This is a genomic window from Blattabacterium cuenoti, from assembly GCF_014251775.1.
Taxonomy (GTDB): Bacteria; Bacteroidota; Bacteroidia; order Flavobacteriales; family Blattabacteriaceae; genus Blattabacterium; species Blattabacterium cuenoti_H.
This window is the reverse complement of sequence record NZ_CP059199.1, coordinates 331,056-351,920: the sequence shown is the minus strand read 5'-3', so window position 1 is coordinate 351,920 and position 20,865 is coordinate 331,056. Positions and strand designations below refer to the sequence as shown.

At 23.0% G+C, this 20,865-nt stretch carries 15 protein-coding genes; 12 read left to right on the top strand and 3 right to left on the bottom strand.

Annotation, left to right across the window (positions count from 1 at the left end):
• Positions 1 to 10 precede the first annotated feature (10 nt).
• The 6 genes from H0H58_RS01670 (at position 11) to H0H58_RS01645 (ending at position 5,990) form a co-directional block, all read left to right on the top strand.
• The gene (locus H0H58_RS01670; protein WP_185864836.1) at positions 11 to 1,270 is read left to right on the top strand and encodes an SLC13 family permease; all 1,260 of its coding nucleotides are present in this window, start codon (positions 11 to 13) and stop codon (positions 1,268 to 1,270) included.
• Positions 1,271 to 1,340: 70 nt separating this feature from the next.
• Positions 1,341 to 2,165, top strand: coding sequence for a 1,4-dihydroxy-2-naphthoyl-CoA synthase (menB, locus tag H0H58_RS01665; protein WP_185864835.1), 825 nt, complete (start codon positions 1,341 to 1,343; stop codon positions 2,163 to 2,165).
• A complete protein-coding gene (gene menA / locus H0H58_RS01660; RefSeq protein WP_185864834.1) occupies positions 2,162 to 3,064 on the top strand; it encodes a 1,4-dihydroxy-2-naphthoate octaprenyltransferase in 903 nt (300 codons plus the stop codon). The genes menB and menA overlap by 4 nt, the downstream gene beginning before the upstream one ends.
• Positions 3,065 to 3,092: 28 nt before the next feature.
• A complete protein-coding gene (locus H0H58_RS01655) occupies positions 3,093 to 3,782 on the top strand; it encodes a metal-dependent hydrolase (protein ID WP_185864833.1) in 690 nt (229 codons plus the stop codon).
• 13 nt (positions 3,783 to 3,795) lie between these two features.
• Positions 3,796 to 4,950: an enolase-like domain-containing protein gene (locus H0H58_RS01650; RefSeq protein ID WP_185864832.1), complete on the top strand. Its 1,155-nt coding sequence runs from the start codon at positions 3,796 to 3,798 to the stop codon at positions 4,948 to 4,950.
• Positions 4,951 to 4,955: 5 nt separating this feature from the next.
• Positions 4,956 to 5,990, top strand: coding sequence for an AMP-binding protein (locus tag H0H58_RS01645; protein WP_185864831.1), 1,035 nt, complete (start codon positions 4,956 to 4,958; stop codon positions 5,988 to 5,990).
• 25 nt (positions 5,991 to 6,015) lie between these two features.
• Here H0H58_RS01645 and H0H58_RS01640 read toward each other — a convergent pair whose 3' ends face one another.
• Complete coding sequence (locus H0H58_RS01640; protein WP_185864830.1) at positions 6,016 to 7,245, bottom strand: NADP-dependent isocitrate dehydrogenase; 1,230 nt, start codon at positions 7,243 to 7,245, stop codon at positions 6,016 to 6,018.
• A gap of 129 nt (positions 7,246 to 7,374) precedes the next feature.
• On the opposite strand from H0H58_RS01640, the gene epsC reads away from it, so the two are divergent.
• The 3 genes from epsC to H0H58_RS01625 are packed head-to-tail and all read left to right on the top strand — an operon-like array spanning position 7,375 to position 10,760.
• Positions 7,375 to 8,208 carry a serine O-acetyltransferase EpsC gene (gene epsC, locus H0H58_RS01635; protein ID WP_185864829.1) on the top strand — a complete coding sequence of 278 codons (834 nt, stop codon included), beginning with the start codon at positions 7,375 to 7,377 and terminating at the stop codon, positions 8,206 to 8,208.
• Complete coding sequence (gene cysK, locus H0H58_RS01630) at positions 8,208 to 9,116, top strand: cysteine synthase A (protein ID WP_185864828.1); 909 nt, start codon at positions 8,208 to 8,210, stop codon at positions 9,114 to 9,116. The genes epsC and cysK overlap by 1 nt, the downstream gene beginning before the upstream one ends.
• An 18-nt stretch (positions 9,117 to 9,134) precedes the next feature.
• Entirely contained in the window at positions 9,135 to 10,760 is a 1,626-nt protein-coding gene (locus H0H58_RS01625) for a diflavin oxidoreductase (RefSeq protein WP_185864827.1), read from the top strand.
• A gap of 211 nt (positions 10,761 to 10,971) precedes the next feature.
• Here H0H58_RS01625 and H0H58_RS01620 read toward each other — a convergent pair whose 3' ends face one another.
• The gene (locus tag H0H58_RS01620; RefSeq protein ID WP_238785117.1) at positions 10,972 to 14,436 is read right to left on the bottom strand and encodes a transglycosylase domain-containing protein; all 3,465 of its coding nucleotides are present in this window, start codon (positions 14,434 to 14,436) and stop codon (positions 10,972 to 10,974) included.
• A 469-nt stretch (positions 14,437 to 14,905) separates the two neighbouring features.
• Here H0H58_RS01620 and coaD point away from each other — a divergent pair, with 469 nt between their 5' ends.
• Positions 14,906 to 15,379 carry a pantetheine-phosphate adenylyltransferase gene (gene coaD / locus H0H58_RS01615; protein WP_185864826.1) on the top strand — a complete coding sequence of 158 codons (474 nt, stop codon included), beginning with the start codon at positions 14,906 to 14,908 and terminating at the stop codon, positions 15,377 to 15,379.
• Position 15,380: 1 nt separating this feature from the next.
• On the opposite strand, the gene H0H58_RS01610 is transcribed toward coaD, so the two are convergent.
• Positions 15,381 to 17,354, bottom strand: coding sequence for a ribonuclease R family protein (locus H0H58_RS01610; RefSeq protein WP_185864825.1), 1,974 nt, complete (start codon positions 17,352 to 17,354; stop codon positions 15,381 to 15,383).
• 145 nt (positions 17,355 to 17,499) lie between these two features.
• On the opposite strand from H0H58_RS01610, the gene H0H58_RS01605 reads away from it, so the two are divergent.
• Together H0H58_RS01605 and glmS are read left to right on the top strand one after the other, a co-directional pair.
• Entirely contained in the window at positions 17,500 to 18,351 is an 852-nt protein-coding gene (locus H0H58_RS01605) for a glycogen/starch synthase (RefSeq protein WP_185864824.1), read from the top strand.
• An 18-nt stretch (positions 18,352 to 18,369) separates the two neighbouring features.
• Positions 18,370 to 20,220 (top strand): glutamine--fructose-6-phosphate transaminase (isomerizing), encoded by a 1,851-nt coding sequence (glmS, locus tag H0H58_RS01600; RefSeq protein WP_185864823.1) that lies wholly within the window; start codon positions 18,370 to 18,372, stop codon positions 20,218 to 20,220.
• Positions 20,221 to 20,865: the final 645 nt, after the last annotated feature.

Below are 20,865 nucleotides of genomic sequence, written 5' to 3'. Positions count from 1 at the left end.
AAATAAATTAATGGTAATCCTAATTTTTATTATTGGATATTTACTTATTGCATTTGGAAATATTATTTTCTTGAATAAAATAATTCCATCTATTTTAATGGCTATTATAACTTGGTCGTTAATAATATATTTTAATATTCCTGTTTATGAATTAGTCAATAATTTATTAATTAAAAAAAAATCATATGATTTATTATTAATTCATTTAGGAAAGGCATCTGAAATTATATTTTTTATTATTGGAGCTATGGCTATTATTTTAGTTATAGAAAATTTTTTTGCTTTTGAAGCTCTTAAAGAACTTTTATATACCAAAAGTAAACGAAAATTATTATGGAAATTAAGTATTATATCTTTTTTTTTATCTGCAATAATAGATAATCTAACAACTACTATAGTATTAATTTCTCTTTTAAGAAAAATAATTCCAAATTATAAAGAACGTTTATATTATTTAGGAATTATAATTATAGCCGCAAATGCGGGAGGTGTTTGGTCTCCTATTGGTGATATTACTACCACAATGTTATGGATTTCAAAAAAAGTAACCACTTTTTTGCTCATAAAAAAACTATTTATTCCATCTATTATATGTATGGCAATATCAACATTTATAGGTAGTTACATTCCTATTTTTCGTGGAAATATACATTATGTGAAAAATAATAACCTATCAAAAGAGAATATTAAAATAGGATTTTTTATGTTAAAATTAGGATTAATTTTAATGTTATTGGTTCCAATATATAAAAATATAATAGGAATTCCTCCATATATGGGGATAATGTTATCTTTTGGTATACTTCTTTTAATTTGCACTATTATTTATAAGAAAAAATTTAAAAATTGTATTGATGATATTTTAAAAAAAATAGATTTTTCTAGTATATTATTTTTTTTTGGAATTTTATTATCAATTTCTTCTTTAGAATCTTTAGGGATTTTATATAAATTTTCAAATTGGATAAAATATTCTTTTCCTACTTGGAAGATAACCGCGTTATTATTTGGATTTATTTCATCTATTATAGATAATGTTCCTTTAGTAGCAGCTACTATAGCAATGTTTTCTTCTTTTAAAATTGATAATGATTTATGGCATTTTATGGCTTATGTATCTGGTACTGGTGGGAGTTTATTTATTATTGGATCAGCTTCTGGAGTTACGGCTATGGGTATGGAAAAAATTGATTTCATTTGGTATCTAAAAAAAATAAGTTGGATAGCATTAATTGGATATATATTTGGATATATATATTTAATTCTTTAAAAAATTATCTAATCAATTATATTATTGTTATATATCAGTTGTTAATTGGCAATATTATATTTTAGTGTTTATGAATTCTGAAATAAATTGGAAAATAGTAAAAAAATATAAAGATATTTTATTTTATTATTGGAATGGAATTTCCAAAATAGAAATTAATAGAGAAAAAGTTTGTAATGCATTTCGAGTACAAACAGTAAATGAAATGATAGATGCTATAAATATATGTGAAAATAGGATAGATATAGATGTTATAATTATAACTGGAACTGGTAAAAAATATTTTTGCTCCGGTGGTGATCAAAATACAAGAGGATTAGGAGGATATTTAGGAAAAGACGGAATTCCAAGATTAAATATTTTAAATTTTTATAAAAAAATTCGTGAGTCATCTAAACCAGTAATAGCTATGGTAAATGGATTTTCTATAGGTGGAGGACATGTATTACATGTTGTTTGTGATTTAACAATAGCTTCTAAAAATGCAATTTTTAGTCAAGTGGGTCCAAAAGTTGGATCTTTTGATGGAGGATTTGGAAGTTCATATTTAGCACGTCATATTGGTCAAAAAAAAACAAGAGAAATGTGGTTCTTATGTAAGAAATATACTGCAAATGAAGCATTAAAAATGGGGTTAATTAATAAGGTAGTATGCCAGAATAAATTAGAAAAAGAAACCATTAAATGGTGTAATCTTATTCAAGAAAGAAGTCCTATGGCAATAAGATTAATAAAACGTTGTTTAAATGCAGAACTAGATGGACAACATGGATTAATGCAATTAGCTGGAGATGCTACCTTAATGTTTTATTTAATGGAGGAGTCGCAAGAAGGAAAAATTGCATTTTTAGAAAAGAGAAAACCTAATTTTAAAAAATTTAAAAAATTTTTATGAAATTAAAATATTGGATTTATGCATTTCGTATTCATACTTTACCATTGGCTTTATCTGGAATAACTGCAAGTTATTTACATGCTAGATTTATTAAGACAAATAATAATAATATAATTACATATTTGTTGTGTATACTTACATCTATATCATTACAATTATTATCGAATATTGCTAATGATTATGGAGATTATGAAAAAGGATTAGATCATGGCAATAATAATTTTCAAAAAAAAATGATTTTTAATGGTTTTCTATTAAAAAAACAAGTAAAAAAAGCTATATATTTATTATCTATTTTATCTTTTTCATTAGGATTTTTACTTATATATAAAACCGTTTTTTTTTTTAATATTCTTTTTTTCTTAATTTTTTTTATAGGATTAATTTTATGTATTCTTGCATCAATTTGCTATTCCATAGGGCCATCGTATGGTTGGTTAGTGGGATGTGGAGATTTATCAGTATTAATTTTTTTTGGAATTATATCAGTCTTAGGAAGTTTTTTTTTATTTACATTTTTTTTTCCAAAAACAATTGATATTGTTTTAATATCTTTATCTATAGGATTTTTAAATGTTTCTGTATTAAATATTAATAATATGAGAGACATAGAAAATGATTTAGCAAGTGGAAAACGTACAATGGCTACTTGGTTAGGTCCTAGATATATAAAAATATACCATTTAGGTATAATATTAATATCTATTTTGTTAAGTTTTGTATTATTTTTAATAAACAATAAAAGTGTATATCAATGGTTTTTATTAAGTATAATATATTTTTTATTATTTAAACATATTGCTAAAATTTTTGTATCAAAAGAAAAATTGTATTTAACAAAAGAATTAAAAAAATTAGTTCTGATTATTTTTTTTAATGGATTGATAATAGGATATTGATTTATATTAAAATTTAAATTATAAAAATATGAATTTAATTTTTATTAATCACAGTTGTTATTTATTAGAAATATCTAATAAAACATTATTAATAGATCCATTCTTAGATAAAAATGATTCTAATGCTTTTTTTTTATTAAAAAAGTTTCTTAATAAAAAGATAGATTATATATTATTAACTCATGCTCATTACGATCATGTATCTGATGTTGAATATTTTTATCAAAAAAATCCAAATGTTTTAGTTATTTCTAATTACGAAATATCTAATTTCTTTAGCAAAAAAGGAATAAGAACTTATCCAATTAATTATGGATCATTTATTCAATTTTCATTTGGAAAATTAAAATATGTTTTGGCATTACATTCAAGTTCTTTTATTGACGGAACTTATGGTGGAAATCCTGGAGGTTTTTTATTACATACTAATGAAGGAAATATTTATTTATCAGGAGATACATCCATTACACATGAAATGTCATTTATTCCAGTTTTAGGAAAATTAAATTTATCAGTATTACCTATAGGTGGGGTATACACTATGGATGTAGATGATGCAATTATTGCTTCAAATTTGTTAAAATGTAATAGAATTTTGGGGGTACATTATAATACTTTTGATAACATTAAAATTGATAAAAAAAAATCAGTAAAAAAATTTCTTAATGAAGAAAAACAATTAATTTTATTAAAAAAAGGTGAAAGTTTAATTATTTAAAATAATTATTATAATGAATATTTTTATAAAAAAAAATTTTTGGGGGTTAGATTTTTTTTTTGTAAGGAAAAATCTTTTTTTTAGAGAAGGCATCTATAATTCTAACAAATTATTTGTAAAAAATACTATATGGATAATTTTATTAAGAGAAAATAATAAAATAGGAATAGGAGAATGTAATCCATTATTGTTGAAAGATAAATTCATGAAAAACTACAATAATATTGAATATGAAATTAATAATATATTAAAATTAAATTATCCTCATGATTTGAAATTACGTCATTATAGAAAATTTCCTTCACCTAATCCTTCTATTCTATTTGCTTTAGAACAGGCTATTTTCTCTCTAAAAAGTAAATTTCCAATATTATATGCATCTCCTTTTACAAAAGGGTTAAGAGGAATTCCATTAAATAATTTAATATGGTTAGATTTTTATAAAAAAAGAAGTCAAAAAGAATTATTAAAAATTATAGAAAAAAAAATGATTTTTGGGTTTAGATCATTTAAAATAAAAATAGAAAAAAAATTATTAGATAATTTATGTTGTTTTTTAACAGAATTGGAAAAAAAATATCCCTTTATACAAATAAAGTTAGATGCTAATAGTTGTTTTAATAATGTTAATGATACATTATATTTTATAAATAGAGAATTAAATAACTTTAAGTCAATTTATTATATAGAACAACCAATAGCTCCAGGTAATTGGGGGGATATGGCCTTAATCTGCAGAAATTCTATTTTACCTATAGCTTTAGATGAAGAATTGATAGGGATCAATAAATTATATAAAAAAAAAGAGTTATTAAATTTTATTAAACCAGATTTTTTAATTATAAGACCTAGTGTTAATGGGGGGTTTTTTGAATCTGAGGAATGGATTTTAGAAGCTAATAAAAGAAAAATTAAATGGTGTGTTAGTTCTTCATTAGATAGTAATATTGGGATTAATGCTATTTCTCAATGGACTTTTGTTATGAGTCAAAAATACAAAGAAAATAATTCTTATTTTCATGGTTTATATACCGGAAACATTTATAAAAATGAAATTTCACCTAAATTAAAATTAAAAATTAAAAAAGGATCTATTTGGATGAATAAATTTATTAATTTTGAATATCAAAAAAATGAATTTTATCCTTATCCCTATAATTATTTATAAAATAAATGTGGATAGATTTTTCTTATGAAAAAAAAATTAATTATTCTAAATCAGAATATTATAAATCTATCAATGATTTTTTATGTGAATGGTATAGTGATATTGATGTAATAAAAGTATTTACATCTGGGAGCACTGGACCACCTAAAAAAATTTTTTTAAAAAAAAAATATTTATATAAAAGAGCTATAAAAACTGTCATTTTTTTAGGATTACATCATAAAAAAAATGTTAAAGGATTATTATGTTTATCTCCCGATTTCATAGCGACAAAAATGTTTTTAATTCGCGCTATAATTTTTAAATGGAAAATTTTATGTATTCCTTCATCATCTAATCCATTAAAAAATATTTATGGGTGTAATTTCGATATTTCCTCAATGGTCCCTATGCAAGTTATTTCTAGTATAGAAAATTTAAATAAAATAAAAATTCTTTTAATAGGAGGCAGTAAAATATCTAAATATATTAAAAATAAATTGCAAAAAATTTCGACTGATTGTTATTTAACATATGGAATGACAGAAACTTATGGTCATATAGCATTAAAAAAGATTAATGGAGATAATCAAAGTAATTATTATAGATTATTAGATGATATATCTATTACTACAGATAATAGAAATTGTTTAAATATATATTTTCAATATACCAATCATTCTCCTATACAAACAAATGATATTGTTTCTTTACAATCGAAAAATACATTTGAATGGATTGGAAGATATGATAATATAATTAATACTGGAGGAATAAAAGTTATTCCAGAATTGATAGAAAGAAAAATTAATTTTTTAATTCCTTTTTATAGGAGATTTTTTATATCATCAATTCCTGATAAAATATTAGGGGAAAAAATAATATTAGTTATTGAAGGAAAATTTTTTTCAATAAAAATTCCAAATTATTTATTTCAAGGAAAAAATAAATTTTTTAAGCCAAAAAAAATTTATTTCATTTCAAATTTTGATGAAAATTTTATAGGAAAATATAATAAAAAATTAATTTTGGAAAAAATTATTCATCATTCAAATTTATAAATTTGAATGATAAAAATTATTATGTTTATTTATTGAAATAAATGCTTAAATTTTTAAGAAAAGATTTAGTATCTAAACATTTTAGATTGTTATTTTCTTTTTTTTTATCTATTAATAAATATAAGTCTTTTGTTAAATTACCTTTTTCTACAAATTCTATGCATTTTTGTTCTATTTTTTTAGAAAAAATCATTAAACTATCATTAGAATCTAAATAAGCTCTATGTTTAAGCCCCATTGTCCATGAAAATAATAATGCTATTGGATTAGTAGAGGTAGTAATCCCTTTTTTATAAAGTCTATAATGTCTAGTAATAGTTCCATGAGCCGCTTCAGCTTCTAATGTTTTTCCATCTGGAGTAAGTAAAATAGATGTCATCATACCTAACGATCCAAATCCTTGAGCTATTAGATCAGATTGTACATCACCATCGTAATTTTTACAAGCCCATATAAAACCTCCATTTGACTTAATCACTTTAGCTATCATATCGTCTATTAAACGGTGTTCATATTTTATATGAAGTTTATCAAATTTCGATTTAAATTCAGATTCGTATATTTTTTTAAAAATATCAGTATATTTTCCATCATATCTTTTTAAGATAGTATTCTTTGTAGAAAGGAAAAGATCACATTTTTTATAAATAGAGTAATTGAAACAAGAACGGGCAAATCCGTAAATAGAATGATCCGTATTATACATGCCCATAGCTATTCCAGTACCTAGAAAGGTATGAATTTTAATCTTTTTAAGATTATCTTTCTTCTTTTTTTCAGAAGGAATAAATGTAATATATAAATTTCCTTTTTCTTCTATATTTAGATCTACAGCATTATATTGATCGGCATAAGCATGTCTAGCAATAGATATCGGGTATTTCCAATTTGGAATAATTCTAGGAATATTTTTTGTTATTATTGGTTCTCTAAATACTGTTCCATTTAATATATTACGGATAGTTCCATTTGGGGATTTCCACATTTTTTTTAAATCAAACTCTTTCATTCGATTTTTATCAGGGGTTATTGTGGCGCATTTTATTCCTACATTATATTTTTTTATAGCATTAGCAGCATCTATTGTTATTTGATCATTAGTATAGTCTCTATTTTTTATTCCTAAATCAAAATAAATTATTTTTAAATCAAGGTATGGAAAAATAAAATATTCTTTTATATATTTCCATATTATTCTTGCCATTTCATCACCATCTATTTCTACAATTGGATTTTTTATTTTAATTTTTTTCATTTAAATATTAAAAATATAATATATTTTACAATATTATAAATTATATTTTTTATTTTTTGATTTTTATATTCTTATAAATTGAATTATTTATTATTATTATTTTTATGAAGTATGGAATTTTAACATCATATGATTAATTCAGATTTTTTAAAAAATCTTTTTGAAGAAAAAAATAGACAAAAAAAATTTTTTCCTAATAAAAAAAAGTTTAATTTCTTTTTAGAAAGATTGTTTCATATTTTATTTACTCCTGATTTTTCATTATTGAAAAATAATAGAATTTTTGAGGAAAAATATAAAAAATTGCATAAAATTTTATATTCAATTTTCATTGAATTAAATTTATCTAGCATAGAATCCAAAAATTATTCAGAAAAATTTTTTGAAAAAGTTCCAGATATTTATTATTTATTGTTGAGAGATGCTGATGCAATATTAAAAACGGATCCCGCTGCAACATCTATTGAAGAAATATTTTTAACTTATCCAGGTTTTTTTGCTATTGCTTCATATAGAATAGCTCATCAATTTTGGAATCAAAAAATTCCAATTATTCCTAGAATAATTACTGAATATGCTCATAGTAAAACTGGGGTAGATATTCATGCTGGAGCAGAAATAGGTTGTGATTTTTCAATTGATCATGGAACTGGAGTCGTAATAGGTTCTAGTACTAAAATAGGAAATGAAGTAAAAATATATCAAGGTGTTACTCTTGGAGCAATTTATGTTGATAAAAAATTATCGAATATGAAACGTCATCCTACTATAGAAGATAAAGTAACTATTTATTCTGGTGCTACTGTTTTAGGGGGGGATACAACAATAGGGCATCATAGTATATTAGGGGGAAATGTATGGGTAACCAAAAGCATCCCACCGTATTCTATTGTTTATCAAAAAAATGAAATCATGATGAAAAATAGTAATTATTTGAAAAAATCCATTGATTTTACAATATAATGAAAGTAAGAAGTATTTTAGAAATTATAGGAAAAACTCCTCATATACTTTTAAGTAGGTTATTTCCAAATCATAAGGTTTGGATGAAATTAGAAAGAAATAATCCTGGAGGAAGTATTAAAGATAGAATTGCTTTATCTATGATAGAGGATGCAGAAGATAAGGGTATCCTAAAAAAAGGGTATATTATTGTAGAACCTACATCTGGAAATACGGGTGTGGGATTAGCAATGGTAGCTACTGTTAAAGGATATCGGATAATTTTAGTAATGCCGGATTCTATGAGTATTGAAAGAAGAAAGTTGTTTTCTATTTTTGGTGCAAAATTTGTTCTTACATCAGGAGAAAAAGGTATGAAAGGGGCTATAGAAAAAGCTGAAGAATTAGTCAATACAATTCCTTATTCTTGGATGCCTAAACAATTTCAAAATGAGTCTAATATTATGATTCATAAAAAAACTACCGGAAAGGAGATTTTAGAATCATTTCCTAATGGAATAGATTATTTCATTACTGGAGTTGGAACGGGTGGACATATTACCGGAATAGGAGAAATTTTAAAAAATAAGTTTCCAAAAATAAAAATTTTTTCTGTAGAACCTATAGAATCTGCAGTTATATTTGGAGGATTACCTAATACACATTCTATACAAGGAATAGGTGCTGGTTTTATTCCACCTGTTTTAAATAAAAAAATATTGGATGGAACTTTTTTAGTTTCCAAGGAAAAATCTTATGATTTTGTTAGGAGAATAGCTAAAAAAGAAGGACTATTAGTAGGAATATCTACTGGTGCATCTTTATCAGCAATAAATGATAATCTTAATAAGTTTTCTAAAAATTCAGTTATTTTAACAATAAATTATGATAATGGAGAAAGATATTTATCAGTTAATGATTTATTTTAAAAATAAAATTTATAAATAATGTTACAAAAATCCAATAATAAAATATTTATTGATTTAATTAAAAATTCATCTAAAAAAGAAATTATATGGATGTCGGGTTTTATATCTGGATATTTATATGATTTCAATAGAAAAAAAAATAATGATAATAATAACCTTAATAAAGAAAAAATTACTATAGTTTATAGTAGTGAAACTGGAAATGCAGAAGATTTAGCTTTTACTATTTATAACAAAATAAAACAAAAAAAATTAAACATAAAATTATTTGATTTAAATGATTATTGTTTATCTAACTTATATAAAGAAGATTATTTACTGATCATCATTAGTACACATGGCGATGGAGATCCCCCTAATTCAGGAAAAAAATTTTTTAAATTTATTCATACAAATATTTATCTAAATAATTTGAAATATAGTGTTGTAGCATTAGGTGATAAAACATATAAAAATTTTTGTAAAGCTGGAGAAAATATAGATAAACAATTAGAAATTATAGGAGGTATTAGAATATTAAAATTATGTAAATGTGATGTTTCGTATATAGAAGATTCAAAACAATGGTTGAAAAATATATTAGAATTCTTTCTAAGAAAAAATAAAATAACAATAGGAATCATATCTAAAAATATAATAATTAATAAAAATATTGATAGAAAAATTCATCATATTGAGATAAAATCTTCTTTAGAATATCTTCCAGGAGATTCTGTAGGAATTTATCCTGAGAATACTTATGATGAAGTTTGTAAAATATTGAAAATTTTTGGGGAAAAGGATTGTAAAAAAAATTATGATATTTTTTTGTCTTTAAAAAAAGAAAAAAGTATATATAATTTATCTGAAAGATTTTTGAAAGATTATTCATTACTATTAAGTAATAATGAAAATATAATTATTTCTAAAGAAATAAAATGGGATATTTTTAACTTAATTAATAGGTATCCTATTGATCAAAAAAATATTTATTCTTTAAAAAAAATAATAAATATAATGGATCCTATAAAACCTAGGTTATATTCAATATCTTCTTCTCCAAAAAAACATTTAAATGAAATACATATCACAGTATTATTGAATAAATTTCAAAAAAATGGAAAAATAAAATATGGTTATTGTTCTAATTTTTTATCTAATCTGAAAAAAGGTGATCAACTACGTTTTTTTATTTATAAAAATAATTTTTTCAAATTACCTAATCGTAATGAAGATATAATTATGATAGGACCTGGAACAGGAATAGCTCCGTTTAGATCTTTTTTATATGAAAGAGAATTAACAAAATCAACAGGAAAAAATTGGTTATTTTTTGGAGATCAGTATTATAAATATGATTATTTATATAAATCTGAAATTAAAAATTGGATAAAAAATGGAGTTTTAGATCGTTTAAATATTTCTTTTTCTAGAGATCAAAAAAAAAAGATATATGTTCAAGATAAAATATGGGAAAATAGAGAGAAATTTTTCCATTGGATAAAAAATGGAGCATATATATATATATGTGGAAAAAAAAATCCTATGAGTGTAGATGTAGAAAATACAATATTACGGGTTATAAAAGAAATAGGAAAAGAAGACCCTATATTATTTATAAACAAAATGAAAAAAATTAAAAAGTATGTAAAAGACGTTTATTGAATTATTTATTTGATTTTTTTGTTAATCCATAAATATTTGGAATTAATATAAAATATTTAAACAGCTGTTCCAGATATTTTTCCATATATTAATGCTTATTATACAATTATAATTTTAATCCATTATTTGTAGGATATATTAATTAAATATATTGATTACTTTATGAAAAGTATTTATTAATAATCATATAAATATTTTTTTGATATTTTAATTAGGGTTTTTTTCCTTTAGATTTAGTTTCAGGTTTTTTTCCTTTAGATTTAGTTTCAGTTTTCTTACCGGTAGATTTAGTTTCAGGTTTTTTTCCAGTAGATTTTAGTTCAGGTTTTTTTCCTTTAGATTTAGTTTCAGTTTTCTTACCGGTAGATTTAGTTTCGGGTTTCTTTCCTTTAGATTTAGTTTCAGGTTTTTTTCCAGTAGATTTTAGTTCAGGTTTTTTTCCTTTAGATTTAGTTTCAGGTTTCTTCCCAGTAGATTTTAGTTCAGGTTTTTTTCCTTTAGATTTAGTTTCAGGTTTCTTACCGGTAGATTTAGTTTCAGGTTTCTTACCGGTAGATTTAGTTTCGGTTTTCTTTCCTTTAGATTTAGTTTCAGGTTTTTTTCCAGTAGATTTTAGTTCAGTTTTTTTTCCTTTAGATTTAGTTTCAGGTTTTTTTCCAGTAGATTTTAGTTCAGGTTTTTTTCCTTTAGATTTAGTTTCAGGTTTCTTACCAGTAGATTTTAGTTCAGGTTTTTTTCCTTTAGATTTAGTTTCAGGTTTCTTACCAGTAGATTTAGTTTCGGGTTTCTTACCGGTAGATTTAGTTTCAGGTTTCTTACCAGTAGATTTAGTTTCGGGTTTCTTACCGGTAGATTTAGTTTCAGGTTTCTTTCCTTTAGATTTAGTTTCAGGTTTCTTTCCTTTAGATTTAGTTTCAGGTTTCTTACCGGTAGATTTAGTTTCAGGTTTCTTACCAGTAGATTTAGTTTCAGGTTTCTTACCGGTAGATTTAGTTTCAGGTTTCTTACCAGTAGATTTAGTTTCAGGTTTCTTCCCAGTAGATTTAGTTTCAGGTTTCTTCCCAGTAGATTTAGTTTCGGGTTTCTTTCCAGTAGATTTAGTTTCGGGTTTCTTTCCAGTAGATTTAGTTTCGGGTTTCTTCCCAGTAGATTTAGTTTCGGGTTTCTTCCCAGTAGATTTAGTTTCGGGTTTCTTTCCAGTAGATTTAGTTTCGGGTTTCTTCCCAGTAGATTTAGTTTCGGGTTTCTTTCCAGTAGATTTAGTTTCGGGTTTATTACCGGTAGATTTAGTTTCGGATTTATTACCGGTAGATTTAGTTTCGGGTTTATTACCGGTAGATTTAGTTTCGGGTTTTTCTTCAGATTGAATCGCTTTATCTTCTTTTTTATCTGGAGATTTCAATTCATTTTTATCTTTATTATCTTCTAAAGTATTTGGATTATCTGTTTTATTTTCTATAAATTCCTTATTATCTTTTTTATGATTAATTTGATCTTCATCTTTTTGATCCATTTTGTTTTCACATTCATCCCATTGATAATTTTTAGGTTTTTTAAAAAACATTTTTTCATTATAAATAAAGTTTTTATCGTGATATAAATAGTTTGTATAATGTGCCCATATAGGCAGTGCCATATTAGCTCCTTGTCCTAATTTTAGACTATTAAAATGAGAAAATCTATTTTCCCATCCTACCCAAACACCAGTAGTGAGATTAGGGATCATCCCTATAAACCATCCATCTGAATTATCGTTAGTAGTACCAGTTTTTCCTGCGATATCTCCTTTAATATTATATAGATTGGTTAATCTTTTAGCTGTTCCATATTTTACTACTCCTTGCATTAAGTTTAACATAATATATGCAACGTCTTTATTAAGAACTTTTCTTTTAATATTATAATTATATTTAATAATATTTCCATTTCTATCTTCTATTTTTAATAAAATAGAAGGTTTATTATAAATTCCAAAATTTGAAAAAGTATTAAATACTCCTGTCATTTCATATAAAGTAAGATCTGCAGATCCTAATGCAATGGATTGATTTTCTGGAATAGTGGATTCTACCCCCATTTTTTTTGCTAATTCAATTACTGTTTTTGGAGTAACTTTTTCCATTATACGAGCGGATACAGTATTTACTGATAGTGCCAATCCATCTTTTAATGTCATAAATCCTCCATATTTTCCATTATGATTTCTAGGAATCCAATTTTTTAGTTTAAATTTTTCATTTGAAATAATTGTACAAGGATTATAATGTAATTTTTTAATTGCAGCAGCATATAAAATAGGTTTAAATATTGATCCAACTTGTCTTTTTGTTTGTGCTACATGATCATATTGAAAATTATTGAAATCTATACCCCCAACCCATGCTTTGATATGGCCTGTAGAAGATTCCATTGATAATAATCCGGCTTGAATAATTCCTTTTTTATAACGGATAAAATCCAAAGGTGACATCATAACTTTTTTATTACCATCCCAAGTAAATAATTTAACTAAAATTTTCTTTTTAAATATTTTTATAATATTTTTTTCAGCCATTCCTTTCTTTTTCAATCTATTATATAGATTAGTTCGTCGCATTGACGATAAAATTATCCGATTTATTTTTTTATAAGAAATATTTGAAAAAGGAGCTTTTTTATTTTTTTTCTGTATAGAATCGAATATTGATTGCAATTTTTTAAGATGTATTTTTATAGATTTTTCTGCATAATTCTGCATTCTAGAATCAATAGATGTATATATTTTTAATCCGCTAGTATAAAGATTTAATTTTATTCCTTTTTTTATTTCGTATTCATTTAATAAATTTTGAATTTCTTTTTTAAGAAAACCACCATAATAAGTAACAAATTCAATATCCTTATCTTTCATTTTAAAATAAGTTCTTATTGGTTTTTTAGACTCATTATTATATTGATTATTCTTTAAAAAGTTATATTTCATCATTTGAAATAAAACTAAATTTCTTTGTTTTTTTGCTCTATTGGGATAATCTATTGGATTATATAAAGAAGGATTTTCAAGCATTCCAACCAATATAGCACATTCATTTAAATTAAGATTAATAACTTTTTTATCAAAATATGTATGAGCAGCTGTATCAATTCCTTTTGCATTGTATAAAAAATCGAATTTATTATAATACATAGTAATAATTTCTTCTTTAGAATAACGTTTTTCTAATTCTAAAGCGATTATCCATTCTAATATTTTTTGATTAATTCTTTCAATTTTGTTTTTTGCTGATTTCTTAGTAAAGAACAACTTAGCTAATTGTTGGGAAATTGTACTACCTCCTCCTTTTTTTCCCATAGATAAAATAGCTCTTATAATTGATTTTATATCAATTCCTGAATGTTTTCGAAAACGTATATCTTCTTTTGCTAATAAAGCATTTACTAAATTCTTTGGAAGTTGTTTATAAGTAATTAAATTTCTATTTTCATAAAAAAATTTTCCTAGTAATACGCCTTTACAATCATATACTTTTGATCCAATTTCCATTTTTGGACTTCTTATTTCTTTATCACTAGGTAATTTTCCTAAAAATCCTTTATATCCTGCATAAATAACTATAAATATAATAGTTATGCAAACTAGTAATAAAGATAAAAAATAAATAATAAAAATTTTAATATAAGATTTTTTTTTATTCACGTATGCAATAATTATTTATATTTATTACATATGAGTAGAATAAAAAATTTTATGGCTACAAATAATTGATTTTTTATATATTTTAAAATTAAAATAAAATAATTTAGTAATAATGTTGATTTATATTTAAATTTTTTTTAGTATTAAGCGTTATGTTATAAATACATTCATTTATAATTTATCATATCTATGATAAATATTATCGATATAAAAATTTAAAATATCTTAAATAAAAAAAATCCAATATAAATATTGGAAATAAATATGTTATGTTGATGTTTATGATTGTTACTTTTTGATAAAGTTATAATTTTTATTATAAATTTTTTAATGATAAATAATGATAAAATTGTTAATTTAAAGTCTATTGTTATAGAGATGCAATCTAATATAATTTTTTAATATTATTAATAAATTTTAAATTATTATTCCATTATTTATTGAATAAATACATTTACATTACCAAATAATGACAAAAAGAATAGCTGTATTTCCTGGAACTTTTGATCCAATAACTTTAGGTCATTATGATATTGTTATTAGAGCTTTAAGATTATTTGATAAAATAATTATAGCTATTGGAAATAATTCAAATAAAAAAAATATGTTTTCTATTAAAAAGAGAAAAAAATGGATATATGAAACCTTTTTAAGGGTATCTAATAAAATAGAAATAAATTCTTTTAATGGATTAACTATATCTTTTTGTAAGAAAAAAAAAGTAAATTTTTTACTAAGAGGAATAAGAAATCAAATAGATTTTGAATTTGAAAAAGATATATTATATATTAATCATTTTTTAGAAACAAAATATAAAATAGAAACTATATTTTTATTTTCATCTTACGAAAGATCATTTATTAGTTCTTATCTTGTAAGAAGTATTATAAAAAATGGAGGAGATTATACTATATTTGTACCCTCTTCAGTTAGAATAGAATAAATTATTTATTAATCCAATCTAATATAACATATTTTTTTTCTAGATCTACATCTATTATTTTTACTTTGATTTTGTCACCGACAAAATATATATTTTTATAATCTTTTCCAATTATATTAAATCCATTTGAATTGAAAGTATAACAATCTTCTTTGATATTGCGTAATTTTATCATTCCTTCTATATGATATGGAATTAAATCAATATAAATAGACCATTCATTAAAACCTGTTATAACTCCATCAAATTCTTTTTCTTGTAAAAATATTTTTGCAAATTTTATTTGCATATATTTAAAAAATTCTCTTTCTATATCTAATATTATACGTTCTTGATTACTGCAATGTTGTAATTTTTTTTCATAAAAATCTATTGATTTTATTTTTTTTTTATTATTCATTAAATAATTCTGCAATAAACGATGAGTTATTATATCAGAATATCTCCTTATTGGAGAAGTAAAGTGAGTATAATGAATAAATGATAATCCATAGTGTCCAATATTTTTTGTAGAATATTTCGCTTTACTCATTGAACGAAGTACAAAATTTTCAATCATATGTTGTTCGGGTTTTCCTTTTATTTGTAATAAAAGATGATTAATAGAACTTTTTATATTTTTTAAATCTAAGGAATAACCTAACGGTTTTATTATTTGTTTTAAATACAATATTTTTTCATGATCTGGTTTGTCATGAATTCTATATATAGATGGTGGTTGATTATATTTATTATTATTGTTGGATTTTTTACTAATAAATTCTGATATCTTTTGATTAGTTAATAGCATAAATTCTTCTATTAAAGAATGAGCACTTTTATTTTTTTCTAGATCAATAGATATTGGATCATTTTTTTCATTTAATTGAAATTTTGTTTCAATTCTATCTAAATAAAGAGATCCATTTTTTAATCTTTTTTTAATTAATTTTCTAGATAAATAATATAATATATTGATTTCTTTATAAAATTTTCCTTTTTTTTTATCTATAATTTTTTGTACTTCATTGTATGTAAATTTTTTATTAGATCGTATTATAGTTTTTCCAATCCAACTTTTTAAAATATTTCCTCTTTCATTAATATTTAATATTAATGAAAAACTTAATTTATCAATTTCTGGTTGTAAAGAACAAAGTTCATCAGATAATATGTTAGGTAACATTGGGATTACTTTACCCATTAAATATATAGATGAAGTTCGTATATACGCTTCTTTATCTATTATACTATTTTCTTTAAGATAATGGGTAACATCAGATATATGAATTCCTATTTCCCAAATTTTTTTTTCTATTTTTCTAATAGAAATAGCATCATCAAAATCTTTTGCATCTATAGGATCTATAGTAAAAGTATTGATACTTCGCATATCTTTTCTATTTTGTTTTTCTTTAAAATTTATAAATCCTTTTGAAAAAATTTTTTTAGCTTCATCTTTTATTTTATGAGAAAATTTATTAGAAATTTCATATTCTTCTAATAAAGAATGAATTTCTGTTTTATAAATTCCAATTTTTCCAAAAACTTTTATAATTCTACCTATAGGATTTTTATTTTTTTTTGGCCATCGTGTTATTTCTACTAATACTTTATCATCATGTTTATATTTTTTAGATTTATTTTTTGGAATTAAAATTGAAACATTATTGCAAATACATATAATCTGCATTTTATTAGAAATATCTAATGTACTGTTATTATAATAATGTTGAGGATTAATTTTTAAAATTCCAATAAATTTTTTTTTATTTCTTTTTATTATTTTTAATACTTCTCCTTTTGGTTTAACTTTATTCTTTTTAAATTTTATTTTTACTAAATCTCCTTCTAGTGATCTATTTATTTTATCTTTTGGAATAAAAATGTCTTTTTGAATTCCTTCTACATGTACAAAAGCGTATCCATAATTAGTAATATTTATGGTACCAGTAGTAAAAAAATATTTTTTTTCTTTTTTTTTTCCATTTTTCATAAAGAAAAATTTTTAATCTAATAAATTTTATTATTTATATTTTTTTTTATAAAATCTAATTTTTTAGATATATAATTGTATATTATTTTTTATATTTGCTATTATCCGTTTTTATATATTTCAAAAATGAAAAAAAAACCTTAAAATGACAGGTAAACGTATACTATATGTTTCTTCAGATTTATTTCCTTTTTCTTCAGAAAATAAAATTTCTTTATCAGTTTTAAATGCATCTAAATTTATGCAATCCATAGGTAATGATGTTAGAATATTTATGCCACGTTTTGGATTAATAAATGAAAGACGGCATCAATTGCATGAAGTGATTCGTTTATCTGGAATGAATTTAATAATTAATAATATAGATCAACCTTTATTAATAAAAGTAGCATCTATTCCTGATGCTCGATTACAGGTTTATTTTATAGATAATGAAGAATATTTTAAAAGAAAAGCTATAGATAAAGATGAAAAGGGAAATTTTTTCGTAGATAATGATGAAAGAGCATTATTTTTTACGAAAGGTGTTTTAGAAGCAGTTAAAAAATTAAATTGGAAACCAGATATTATCCATTTATATGGATGGATCAGTTTTTTTATCCCTTTATATGTAAAAAAAATGTATAAAAACGATGCTTTATATCAAAAAACTAGAATAATCGTATCAATTTATAATAATCCTTTCAAAGGATTGTTAAACAAAGACGTTATAAAAAAAATAAAATTAGATGGAGTTAAATCTAATCAGTTAGAAATAATGAAAAATCCAGATTATTTTAATTTAACAAAATTATGTCTGTACTATTCAGATGCAGTAATGAAAGGAGATGTTTTTTTTCCTGAAAAAATAGAAAATTATATCAAAAAAATAAATAAATTATTAGTGCTAAAATATTATCCAATAGAAGAGATTAAAACTGTTTATCAACAGTTTTATAAAAAAATAATTTTAAATAATAAGATCAATCAATTTAGGAAAAATGATAAGAATTTATAATTTTTACTGTTTAAAATAATGTGTGGAATAATCGGATATTTAGGTAATAGAGATGCATATCCTATTATTATTAATGGATTAAAAAAATTAGAATATCGAGGATACGATAGTTCTGGAGTATCTATCTTTCATAAAGATGGATATAATTTGTATAAAACTAAAGGTAGGGTTTATGAATTAGAGAAAAAAATTAATCGCTCTAATATTCAGTTAAAAGGAACTACTGGAATCGGTCACACTAGATGGGCCACCCATGGAGTAGCTGATGATATAAATGCTCATCCTCATATTTCTAATTCTAATAATTTAGTTATGATTCATAATGGAATTGTAGATAATTATAATTCCATTAAAATTATTTTATTAAACAATGGTTTTACTCTTAGAAGTAATACAGATACTGAGGTACTAGTAAATTTAGTAGAATATATTAAAAATGAAAATAAATTTTCATTAGAAGAAGCTATACGATGTTCGTTAACCGAAGTAGTGGGGGCATACTCGATAGCTATAGTAGACCGAGATGATCCTGATAGTATGATAATTGCTAAATTAGGTAGTCCTATTGCTATTGGAATTGGAGATGGAGAATTTTTTGTAGCTTCTGATCCAATTTCATTTATTCAGTATACTAAAAACGTTATTTATTTAGAAGATGGAGAAATGGCTATTCTTAATAAATATAAAGATCTAGATCTTAGAAAGATTATTAATAATTACAAACTGAATCCAGTTATAAATAAATTAAAAATTGATTTAAAAGAAATTGAAAAAGGAAAATATAAATATTTCATGTTAAAAGAAATATATGAACAACCTCAAACTATTTTAAATACTTTAAGAGGTAGATTGCTGGTATCAAGTAAGGTAATTTATATTGATGGAATTGAATCTAATAAAGAAAAATTTATTAATACAAAATGTATCACTATAGTTGCTTGTGGTACATCTTGGCATGCTAGTTTAATTGGAGAATATTTATTAGAAAAATTAGCCCGTATTCCTGTAGAAGTTGAATATGCTTCTGAATTTAGATATAGAGATCCAATTATAAATAAAAATAATATTATTATTGTAATCTCTCAATCAGGAGAAACTGCTGATACTATATCCGCTTTAAAATTAGCAAAAAGTAAGGGGGCTTTTGTATTTGGAATTTGTAATGTAGTGGGATCAACTATTTCAAGATCTGTAGATGCAGGAGTATATACTCATGCTGGTCCAGAGATTGGGGTAGCATCTACAAAAGCTTTTACGGCTCAAATTACAATGCTTATATTATTAGCTTTGAAAATAGGAAAATATAAATCTATTATAAATGATAATATTTATAATAAGTTATGTGAGGAACTTGGATCTATTCCAGAAAAAATTAGTACTGCTTTAAAAGTGCATGATTCGATTAAAAAAATATCGAAAATTTTTCATTCTATGAATAATTTTCTTTATTTAGGAAGAGGTATTAATTTTCCAGTAGCTTTAGAAGGCGCTTTAAAATTAAAGGAGATATCTTATATACATGCAGAAGGATTTCCAGCAGCAGAAATGAAACATGGCCCTATCGCTTTAATAGATCAAAAAATAGTTGTAGTAGTTATAGCACCATTAAATGAATCTTATCCTAAAATAGTAGGTAACATTCAAGAAATTAAAGCAAGAAATGGAAAAATTATTGCTATAATTAACGAAAACGACGTAGAGGTTAATATGTTAGCTGATCATGTAATAAAAGTTCCTAATATTTCTGAAGAATTAAGTCCTCTAGTAACAGTAATTCCACTTCAATTATTAGCCTATCAAATGGCATATATACGTGGAGAGAATATTGATAAACCTAGAAATTTAGCAAAATCAGTTACTGTAGAATAAATAAAATCATGTTATATATTCTTCTAAAGCCATTGCCATAGAGATAAACTGAGGAGTTGGTACTTCAATATCTATTTTTAATCCTGCTTGAAAAGTATTTTTTCCAAAAGTAGCAATCTTAATATTTTTTTGACTACAATTAGGAAAATTTTCAAATAAAGATTTGATACTAGCTGGACTAAAGAAAACTAAAATATCATAATATATATTTTTTAAATCAGATAAATCATTGGTTATTATTTTATATAAAATGGCTATTTTTCAAGAAATATTTAATTTATTTAACATAATTAATATTTCAGATTTTAATGAATTTTAAGAAGGTAATAAAAATTTTTCTTTATGATTTTTCTGTATATAAGGTATTATATCTTGAAAATATTTTTTTCCAATGTAAATTTTTCTTTTTCTGTAGACTATATATTTTTGTAAATAGTTAGCAATAGACTTTGTTTGACAAACAAACTTCATACTTCATATAAGTCGGAACTTTAAATTTCATAAAATTAGCTATATTAAAATAATAATCTACAGATTTATTGCTAATCAATAGAATAACAGTAAAATCTGAAAAATTTATTTTTTGTTTATTTATATCACTATATGGGACATCTATAATCTTTATAAAAGATTTAAAATCTATTC